The organism is Streptomyces sp. NPDC059668 (genome assembly GCF_042734135.1).
In the GTDB taxonomy this organism is placed as follows: domain Bacteria; phylum Actinomycetota; class Actinomycetes; order Streptomycetales; family Streptomycetaceae; genus Streptomyces.
Genome location: NZ_JBHWEL010000003.1, coordinates 45,804 through 54,661 on the forward strand (window position 1 = coordinate 45,804; position 8,858 = coordinate 54,661).

At 74.2% G+C, this 8,858-nt stretch carries 5 protein-coding genes; 3 read left to right on the top strand and 2 right to left on the bottom strand.

Translation table 11 applies throughout. The features are described 5' to 3' along the window. Positions 1 to 126 precede the first annotated feature (126 nt). Both ACFV2J_RS03860 and ACFV2J_RS03865 read right to left on the bottom strand, forming a co-directional pair. Positions 127 to 546, bottom strand: coding sequence for an SseB family protein (locus tag ACFV2J_RS03860; protein WP_385437214.1), 420 nt, complete (start codon positions 544 to 546; stop codon positions 127 to 129). Positions 547 to 834: 288 nt separating this feature from the next. Next, the gene (locus ACFV2J_RS03865; protein ID WP_385097243.1) at positions 835 to 1,230 is read right to left on the bottom strand and encodes a GtrA family protein; all 396 of its coding nucleotides are present in this window, start codon (positions 1,228 to 1,230) and stop codon (positions 835 to 837) included. Between the two features lie 312 nt (positions 1,231 to 1,542). On the opposite strand from ACFV2J_RS03865, the gene ACFV2J_RS03870 reads away from it, so the two are divergent. The 3 genes from ACFV2J_RS03870 to ACFV2J_RS03880 all read left to right on the top strand — a co-directional run bounded on the left by ACFV2J_RS03870 (position 1,543) and on the right by ACFV2J_RS03880 (position 8,724). Beyond that, the gene (locus ACFV2J_RS03870; RefSeq protein WP_385437320.1) at positions 1,543 to 3,393 is read left to right on the top strand and encodes an RNA ligase family protein; all 1,851 of its coding nucleotides are present in this window, start codon (positions 1,543 to 1,545) and stop codon (positions 3,391 to 3,393) included. Beyond that, a complete protein-coding gene (locus tag ACFV2J_RS03875; protein WP_385437216.1) occupies positions 3,393 to 6,533 on the top strand; it encodes a poly(A) polymerase in 3,141 nt (1,046 codons plus the stop codon). Before ACFV2J_RS03870 ends, ACFV2J_RS03875 begins: the two co-directional genes overlap by 1 nt. Before the next feature lie 574 nt (positions 6,534 to 7,107). Beyond that, entirely contained in the window at positions 7,108 to 8,724 is a 1,617-nt protein-coding gene (locus ACFV2J_RS03880) for a purple acid phosphatase family protein (RefSeq protein WP_385437218.1), read from the top strand. The last annotated feature ends 134 nt before the right edge of the window (positions 8,725 to 8,858 follow it).

Below are 8,858 nucleotides of genomic sequence, written 5' to 3' on the forward strand. Positions count from 1 at the left end.
GGCCCCCCCCGTCTCCTTCGCCCCCCCCGCGCGCCCCGCCCCCGGGGGCGTTGGGGGGGGCGGGGCCCCCCCCCGGAGGCTTCGCGGGCGCCCCCCCCCCGCCGCCCGGTCTTTCCGCGTGACGCCCTAGGCGTGCGGCCGCGCCAGGAGGGTGCGGACGCCCTCGGAGGTGAGGGTCAGACCGTGCGGCGAACTCGCGTCGATGGTGAGGGCCAGGTCGCCGGACGGCCACTGCGAGGCCAGTGCGCCGAGCGGAACCATCCGGTAGCGGGAGACGAAGGGCAGCAGCCCGGCCATCTCCAGCTCCGAGGTGAACACCGGCACCACCTGCTCCCCGCCCGGCTGGTCGAGGACCGGCAGCGCCACGGCCGCGGGGTCGGTGGCGTCCTGCTCGCTCGCGTCGTCCGGGACGGGAACCAGCACCTCGCTGTCGGCCAGCGTGTCCAGTGCCACCGTGTCGCGCGTGTTCTCCGCGAGGGTGTCCAGGGCCCGCTGGGCCGGGGTCGCGGGCGTGGGCCGGTGGTGGTCGTTCGAGGGTGTGTCCATGGCAGATCCCCATGAGTAGCGGACGGACCGCCCGGAACGTGATCCGTGCCGGGCGCGGTTCCCGTCGCGCGTACCCAACCGTGGCCGGGGCATTCCTTCGCGAACGCTCGTTCGGGGTGCTCGGGGGATCAGCGGGAGGTCGTCCGAGGGCCGACCGAAGGCAGACCGAGACGGCCGCGGCGGGCGCGCCGGGCGAGCGGGCCCGGCGGGTCGCCCGGCTTCCTGACGCCCACGGTGTCCGCCCGACGTAGTGGGTGGAGCAGGGGGAGCCGGATTCCCGTGCCTCAGTCAGCGCACCGGGCGCGACTGGCGTGGGCTGCGGGAGGACGGAATCATGATCGCCCGGCTGGCCAGGAACGTGAACGGCACGGCCACCGCGGAGGCGAGCAGCGCCGCGGTCCGGGACCCGCTGTGGCCCACCTCGACCAGGAAGTGCAGGGCGAGCGTGGAGACGACGAGGTTGGTGACGGTGGCCAGCGGGAAGCGCACGAACTTCCGCAGCGTGGGACGCGTCCGGTAGGTGAAGCGCGCGTTGAGGAAGAACGAGACGACCGTGGCCCCGGCGAACGCCACGACATGCGCGACCAGGTAGGGAAGCACCGTCAGGAGCGTGAGGTAGAAGCCGTAGTACACCGCGGTGTTGACCACGCCGACCACCGCGAACCTGAGGAACTGGCCGCCCATCAGCCGCTGCCGGAGGTACGCCGGAGCGGCACGGAGGGTGATCGCCGGTCGAGGCGTCGAGTGGAAAGTCCGATCATGTCCCCCTCATTCAAGCAGAGCCGGGAGGCGGCCGACGCCACTCCCCTCCCCCTCCGTGACGGCGCGGCTCCCCCTCCGTGACGGCGCGGCCCGGAAAACCGCGGGCCGTTCCCGGCCGGGGCGATTACAGTCGGCGCTCTCATTTCCGGACCCGTGCCGTGACCGGGGCCGCGCCGTTTCACCGGGGGACAGATCACCATGGCGTCCGAACGACCACGCCCGACGGGCAGGGGTGTGCGCGTGCACTATCCGCGCACCCCGCATCTGCCCTGGTCACCGGGGGCGACCTCGGACGACGTACGGGTGGCGGACCTGGCGGGCCTGCGGGACCAGGAGGTGGTGGTCACCGAGAAGCTCGACGGGGAGAACACCACCCTGTACGCCGACGGACTGCACGCCCGGTCACTCGACTCGGCGCACCATCCGTCGCGGGCGTGGGTGAAGGGCCTCCAGGGACGGATCGGCGCGGCCCTCCCGCCGGGGTGGCGGGTGTGCGGCGAGAACCTGTACGCGCGGCACTCGATCGCGTACACCGGACTCGACAGCTGGTTCTACGGGTTCTCCGTCTGGGACGGCGAACGGTGCCTGGGCTGGGACCGGACGGTGCGGTTCCTGCGGCGGCTGGGTGTTCCGGTGCCGCGAGTGCTGTGGCGGGGCGTCCTCGACGAGCGGGCCGTACGGTCCCTGCGCCTCCTGCGGCTGGACCCCGCCCGGCAGGAGGGGTACGTCGTACGGACCGTCGAGGGCTTCGCGTACGAGGAGTTCGGCCGCCGGATGGCCAAGTGGGTGCGGCCCGGGCACGTACGGACCGGTACGCACTGGATGCACGCCGAAGTGGTGGCCAACCGACGGGGCCCGGCCGCCGCGCTGTGGGACGTACGGTCGGGCGCGGCCCCCGACGCCCGGGCGCTCGCGGCGGCGACGGGAACGGGTTCGGCACCCGAGCCGGGATCGGCAACGGGAACGGGAACGGGAACAGCGACGGGATCCCCAACGGATGCGGATCCGCATACGGGTTCGGGAACGAGTTCGGGGACGGCCCGGGAGGCGTGCGCCGACGATGCCGTCGTCGCGGCGGCGTCCGCCGGGCTCGATGCGCTGGGGCGGACCGGGGACGCCCGGCTGACAGGAGTGCTCGCCGCCCTGCTGCACGGCCGGCGCCGTGCCTGGCTGACTCCCCGGCTGGCCGGACCGCTCGGCATGCCGTCGGCACGGCGGGTCGCGGACCTGGTCGGGCTCCAGTCCCTGCTGTGCCGTCCCTACCCCGACGAGGAACGACGTGCCGGTCTGGGGCGCATGGCCGTCGCGGCGGACCTGGGCGTGCTGCACGCGGTCGCCGCGGCCGTCGCCGTCACCGAGGGTGCCGCGGCGCGTGACCAGGTCGACTGGTCCGCGCTGCACGCGGAGGAGGCGGGGCTCCTCGGGGAGGAGCCCTTCGAGGGTCTCCGCGCGAGCCTGCACCATGCCCTCGGCGGCCTGGGCGACACCGATGCGGCCGACCGCTGCTGGGCGCAGGCACGGGCCTCGTACGCCGCGGGTCACGTGGCCACCGCCGAGGCGGCCTCGGCGGCGACCTGGCGGCTGCGCGGCGGCGCGTTCCCCCGGCTGATCCATCTGGTGGGCCCGTCCGGCAGCGGCAAGAGCACGTTCGCCGCCGGGCTGTCCGGGATCGACGCTCGTGTCTCCCTGGACGACCTGCGCTCGGCGCGCGGCTCACGCGCCGACCAGCGGGCCAACGCGGAGGTGCTCCGCGAGGGGCTGCGGCGGCTGGACTCCGCGCTCGCGGCCGGGCCCGCGACCGTGGTGTGGGACGCCACATCGCTCGGCGGGCACCAGCGTTCCCTGGTGCACGCCGTGGCGCACCGCCGTGACGCGCTGATCACCCACGTGGTCGTGGCGGCCACCGGCGACGAGCTGACCCGGCGCAACGCCGGACGGACGCATCCGGTGCCCCCCGAGGTGCTCGAAGGGCAGCTGCGCCGGTTCGACCCGCCCTACCCGGGCCAGGCCCACCGCACTTGGTACGTCGGCGAGGGCGGAACGGTGGACGATGTCGACGGCACTCTGGACGGGGGTGAGTGGTGATGCGTACCAGCGACGAGATCTACCACCGGGTGCGCTGGGACCCGCGCTTCGACCCGGCCCGGTTCGTGCTGGGCGTCAACCAGCGCGGGGCCGACCCCAAGCGCGTCCCCCTGCCCGCCTTCGTGCCCGGGGGCGACATCCCGTGGCACCGGGTGCTGTTCGTCGAGGCGGACGGCGAGGTGGTGTGGGACCGGGCGACGGGCGTCGACCGGATCGACGTGTCGGCCGCCGGCCGGGTGCGGGCCCCCCGGCTCCTGCGGGCGCCGTTCTTCACGGCCGACACACCGTACGTGTGGGACGACGCGGCGGCGCTGTGGAGCGCCCCGGACCGCACGGCGGCGACGGCGTGCCCGTCCGCGGGTTCCGGGGCAGCGCCCGCGGGATCGTCCGACCGGTCCACGAGGCCGCGGGCGGCGTCCGAGGTGCCACCAGTCGCGTCCGACGGTTCGGGGTCGTCGCCCGCCCGTCTGCGGGTGCTGACCTGGAACACGCTGTGGGACCGCTACGACAGCGACCGCATCGACACCGGCCGCCGCCGGCCTCTGCTGCTCGCGGCACTGGAGGACGCCGACGCCGACGTCATCGCACTCCAGGAGGTCGAGGCCGGGCTGCTCGCGCTGCTGCTGCGGGCCCCCTGGATCCGCGCCGCCTACACGGTGGGCTGCGACCCCCGTGGGAGACGGGTCGACGACACCGGACTCCTGCTGCTCAGCCGGTTGCCCGTGCGGGAGGCCGGCCATCACGCGCTGGGGCCGCACAAGGCCGTCGCCGCCCTCACTCTGGAGACGTCGTCCGGCCCGCTCGTGGTCGCCGCCACGCACCTCAGCAGCGACCACTCCGACAACGGCCCGGCCCGGCGCGAGGCCGAACTCGCGCGCCTCCGCGAGGGGTTCGCCGACCTGGCCGGTCCACTGGTGCTGCTCGGCGACTTCAACGACGGCGGCGACGGTCCCACCGGACCCGCCACCGCTCTCGGCCTGCGGGACGCCTGGACCGAGGTGCGCGGGCCCGCCGACCAGAGCCCCACCTTCGACCCCGCCGTCAATCCGCTGGCCGCGGTCTCCTCGCTGTCCGGCCGCTCCTCCCGGCTCGACCGGATCCTGCTGCGGGGCCGCGCGCTGCATCCGACCGACGCGGCCCTGCGGGGCGACTCCCCCGGTCCCGACGGGCTGTACGCCTCCGACCACTTCGGCGTGGAGGCAGTCGTGAGCCTGGAGGGGGCGGGCACGGCCACGGCCCACGACGGCGTCGTACCGGCCGCGGACTCGGCGTCCGCGTACGCGCCCGTCGCCGGGTCCACCGCGGTCGCCGGCTCCGCCATGGCCGTCGACTCCGCCGGCACCGACCGCACCGTCGACGGCCTCGACGCCCTCGGCCTCGCTCCGACCGGCCGTACGGCGGTGGCGTGGCTGCCGTCCGAGGACCTGTGGCCGGCGATCCAGGAACTCCGGCGGAGATACGACCCGCAGGCCCGGCGCTGGCCGCCCCACGTCAACCTGCTCTTCGGCTTCGTCCCGGAATCCGCGTTCGAGCGGGCGCTCCCGCTGCTCTCTCAGGCCGCGGCGACGACACCGCCGTTCGACATCCGGCTCGACGGCGTGCACACCTTCGGACACCGCGACGACGCCACGGTGTGGCTCGATCCGGCAGGGGCCGACCCGGAGCCGTGGGCACGGCTGCGCGCCGCCCTGGAACGGCGGTTCCCGCAGTGCCGTGGCCGTGCCGAAGGATTCACCCCCCATCTGCCCCTGGGCCGTACCCGGGACCCGCGTCCCGTCGCCGCCGACTGCGCGTCCCGCCTCGGCCCCGCCCTGCCGGCCCGGGTCGGGCACCTCGTCCTGCTCTCCCGCCGGGGCGACGAACCGATGTGTCCGCGGGCGACGGTCGCCCTGGGCACCGGTGAGGTGCGCCTGCTGCCCGACCCGGTCACCGCCTCCACCGCCGTCGTGCCCTTGGACGATCGTGCGGAGCGGACCGCGCGACGCCTGTCCGACGCCCTCGGCGAAGGCGCTGTGCGGGTCGTGGGGTCCCGGCGGATGGGCGGCGCGCTGCCCGGAGCGGATCTGGACCTGGTGGCGACCCTGCCCGGCGTCGTCGACATGACGGACGTCCGGGCGCGGGTGACCAGGGCGCTGCCGGACGCCACCCGGGTGCGGGAGGTGACCGGCGCCCGGGTGCCGGGCCTGCGGCTGAGCGTCGGCGGACTCGCTGTCGACCTGAGCGTGGTCGCCACCGGTGTGCTCCCTCCCGCCGAAGCGGTGGACCGGCGCGCCGTGCTGGGCGCCCCGGCCGCGACCGCCCTGAGCGCGGTCAGCGACGCGGACGCCGTGCGGAGCGCCGTCGGGGACCGGCACGCGGACTTCGCCCGGCTCGCCGCGGAGGTCAAGGCGTGGGCGAGGGCGCGCGGTCTCGACTCGGCCCCGTTCGGCGGGCTGCCCGGCCTGGCCTGGTCCGTCCTGGCGGCCCGTACGACCCGCGAGTCCGGTGTCCTGGCCCCGGCCGAACTGCTCCGGCACTTCTTCGCGACCTGGGCCGCCTGGGACTGGCGCGAACCGGTCGGCCTCGAACCCGTCACCCTCGAACCGGCCGGCCACGACCCCGACGGCGGCGGGCGCGCCGGCGGTGACTTCGCGCAGCCGTGCCCCGCGCTGTCGGTCATGACCCCGACCGCTCCCGTCCGCTCCTGCACGACACAGGTCGGCCCCGGCTTCCGAGACCTCCTGACGGACGAGCTGTACCGTGCCTGGGACATCCTGGAGGCGGCCGCGGGGACCGGCGCCGACCCGTTGCCCGAACTGCTGTCTCCCCCACCGCTGCACCGCCGGCACGCCGCGTGGCTGGTCGTGAGCGTACGCGCGGCCGGGGAAGAGGAGTTCGAGGCGACCCGGGGTCGCGTCCGTGGACGCGTACGGGCCCTGCTCGCCGCTCTGGAGGACGCCGGGACGGCCGACGCGCACGCCTGGCCCCACCCCTTCGGGACGGGTCCGGCATCGGCCGCCTACGCGATCGGGCTCGGCCGGGCCCCCCTCGACACGGCCCGCCTCACCGGGATCACCGAGCGATGGGGCAGGGGGCTGCCCGGGGTCGGGACCGAGAAGGTGGAGTGCGGCGGCGTACCCACACTCGGCCTGGCACCGTAGGCCCCGCACCGGCACCGGCACCGGCACGGGCACCGGCACCGGCACCGGCACGGGCACGGGCACCGGCACGGGCACCCGTAGGACCGTGCGCCGTCCGACCTGTGACCGGGAGGCGGCGTCGCGGGTGGGTCGTCACCGTGGGCCGACCGGACCACCGGGCGACTGCGCGCCGGTCGGCCACGGGCGCGTCGGCGCCTGCGACCCCGCCGGGGAAAGCGCGCTCGATGTCGGCTGCGGGATGCCTCACCTGCGCAGCCAACTGCGCCTGGAGAGAAGGCAGGACGTCGTCGCGCAACGCCTCGCGGCGTCGAGTTCAGCACGATTGGCGGGAGCGCGCCCGAACACCCCAACCGCTCCGGGGCATTGGCCAGGACAGGGCCGGGCCGCCGGGAATTGCCGTCCGTTGCGGTGACCGCCATCTGGCGTTCATACCTGTCGCACCGCTCCGGTCGACCGTGCTTCCTAGCGTCCGTGAGTGCGCGCACCGCTGACCTGCCGCAGCCCGCTGTCAGGTTCCGAGCGCCGCTGTCCGGTCGGTGTGCGACTGCACCCGACGACGCGAAAGGCCCCTGGAATGTCCGAAGAACCCAAGCAAACGAGAATCTCCCGTCGCAACGCGCTCGGCCTGTTCGGCGCGACCGTGTCCGGCGCCGCCGCCGGGCCACTGGTCCTCGGCGCCGGAACCGCCGAGGCGATGCCGGCCACGTCGGAGGTCACCGGTCTCACCACCGGCTCACCGACCACCCCCGTCCAGGGCCTGCACCTGACCTTCGGCGCCGACCCGCGCAGCCAGATGGTCGTCTCGTGGGTCACCGACGCGGCCGTCAAGAACCCCCGGGTCGTCTACGGCACGCTGAGTGGCGGCTTCGGCTCCACCGCGCACGCGACGACGAAAACCTATGTGGACGGCACCTCCGGGCGGTCCGTCTGGGTCCATCACGCACTGCTCAGCAAGCTCAGGGCCGACACCGACTACCTGTACGCGGCCCAGCACGACGGCGCCACCCCCGACGCCGGCACCTTCCACACGGCGCCGTCCGGCCGAGCTCCGTTCACCTTCACCAGCTTCGGCGACCAGGGTGCGCCCAGCGTGACGTGGAAGACGGGGGCGAACCCGGCCGACGCCTCGGGCCGGGACTTCGAGCCCAACGCCACGCCCGCCGCTGCCGACATCGTCACCGGCATCGAGAAGGTCGGCCCGCTGTTCCACCTCCTCAACGGCGACCTCTGCTACGCCAACACCGGGCCCGACCGCATCCGCGTCTGGCACGACTTCCTCGCCAACAACAGCCGTTCGGCGCGCTTCCGTCCGTGGATGCCGGCCGCGGGCAACCACGAGATCGAGCTGGGCAACGGCAAGCTCGGTCTCGACGCGTACCAGACCTACTTCGAGCTGCCCTCGACCGAGACCCAGCCCGAGCTCGACAACCTCTGGTACTCCTTCACGGTCGGCGCGGTGAAGGTGATCGTCCTCCAGAACGACGACATCGCCCTGCAGGAGGGCGGCGACATCTACATCAAGGGCTACTCCGGCGGTCGGCAGCTCGCCTGGCTGGAGAAGGAGCTCAAGTCCGCACGGGCTTCGAAGGACATCGACTGGGTCGTCGTCTGCATGCACCAGGTGATGATCAGCTCGGCGACCGCCGCGAACGGCGCCGATGTCGCACTGCGTGCCGCGTACGGCCCGCTGTTCGACAAGTACGGCGTCGACCTGGTGGTCTGCGGCCACGAGCACGACTACGAGCGCTCGTTGGCGGTACGTGGTGTCGTCTCCGGCAGCGTCACCCTCACACCCAACCCGAGTCAGACCGCACTCGACGTGATCGACAGTGCGCACGGCACGACGCACATGGTCCTCGGCGGTGGCGGCGTGTCCGGCATCACCAACAACAGCTTCACCACCGACGACGCCGACGGTCACGGACATCACTCGGCATACGTCCAGATGGAGCACGTCGGCAAGTTCAACTCGGTCAAGGAGAAGGAGACGGCGGTCTGGATCGGCGTCCGCGACGCGGAGCATCCGTACGGCTTCGCCGAGTTCGCCGTCGACCCGGGCCGTCACCCCGGTGACATGACCCGCATCCACGTCACCTACTACAACATCATCACGCCCACAGGTGAGCTGTCGGTCTTCGAGAAGTTCACGCTCCAACGCCGTCGTAGTGACGGCGGCCACGGCCACCACTGACCCACCGCGACTGGCAGCAGCAGTCGGCAACGCCCGGGGGGGGGGCGCGGGGCCCGCGCCCGGGGGGGGGCGCGGGGGGGGGCGCGGGGGGGGCCGCCGGGGGGGGTGTGGGTCTTGCCGGTCCCGGAGTCGCC

Bases quoted from the DNA above. Each gene is read 5' to 3' on its own strand.
- ACFV2J_RS03860 (WP_385437214.1), bottom strand. From the start codon at position 546: ATGGACACACCCTCGAACGACCACCACCGGCCCACGCCCGCGACCCCG.
- ACFV2J_RS03865 (WP_385097243.1), bottom strand. From the start codon at position 1,230: ATGGGCGGCCAGTTCCTCAGGTTCGCGGTGGTCGGCGTGGTCAACACC.
- ACFV2J_RS03875 (WP_385437216.1), top strand. From the start codon at position 3,393: ATGCGTACCAGCGACGAGATCTACCACCGGGTGCGCTGGGACCCGCGC.
- ACFV2J_RS03880 (WP_385437218.1), top strand. From the start codon at position 7,108: ATGTCCGAAGAACCCAAGCAAACGAGAATCTCCCGTCGCAACGCGCTC.